This window comes from Leptothrix discophora (assembly GCF_030705305.1).
GTDB lineage: Bacteria > Pseudomonadota > Gammaproteobacteria > Burkholderiales > Burkholderiaceae_C > Sphaerotilus > Sphaerotilus discophorus.
Genome location: NZ_JAUZEE010000031.1, coordinates 1 through 524, shown reverse-complemented (window position 1 = coordinate 524; position 524 = coordinate 1). Strand labels below are relative to the sequence as shown.

Sequence of the window (524 nt, the reverse complement as noted above, 5' to 3'; positions counted from 1 at the left end):
CACACGACCACCACCTCGCCCTTCTGGATCTGCGTGCTGCAATCGGTCAGGACCTGGAAGCTGCCGTACCACTTGCTCACGTTCTGGATGTCGATCATGTCGTTCTCATCGGATGATTTGAATGCGGGCTTGAAGACGCTTGACGAGCATCGACAGGCTGAAGCAGATGACGAAGTACAGCCCCGCGGCGACCAGGTAGGTCTCGACCGGGCGGTTGAAGTTCTTGCCCGCCACCTCGAAGCCCTTGAGCAGGTCGTAGGCGCCGATGGCGTAGACCAGCGAGGTGTCCTGGAACAGGATGATGGTCTGCGTCAGCAGCACCGGCAGCATGTTGCGGAAGGCCTGCGGCAGCACCACCAGCTGCATGGTCTGGCGGTAGCTCATGCCCACCGCATAGCCCGCATGCACCTGGCCGCGCGAGACGCTCTGGATGCCCGCGCGCATGATCTCGGAGTAGTAGGCCGCCTCGAACAGCGTGAAGGTCACGATGGCCGACAGCTCCGCGCCCATCGGACGCCCGATCA

1 protein-coding gene and 1 pseudogene are annotated in these 524 nt (G+C 62.6%); both read right to left on the bottom strand.

Features of this window, described 5'->3' with window-relative positions; all coding sequences use genetic code 11:
• Positions 1-98: pseudogene (locus tag Q8X39_RS20495) on the bottom strand (amino acid ABC transporter ATP-binding protein); the annotation flags it as partial.
• Between the two features lie 7 nt (positions 99-105).
• On the bottom strand, positions 106-524 hold a 419-nt coding region (locus tag Q8X39_RS20490), incomplete at its 5' end, for an amino acid ABC transporter permease (protein ID WP_305751548.1).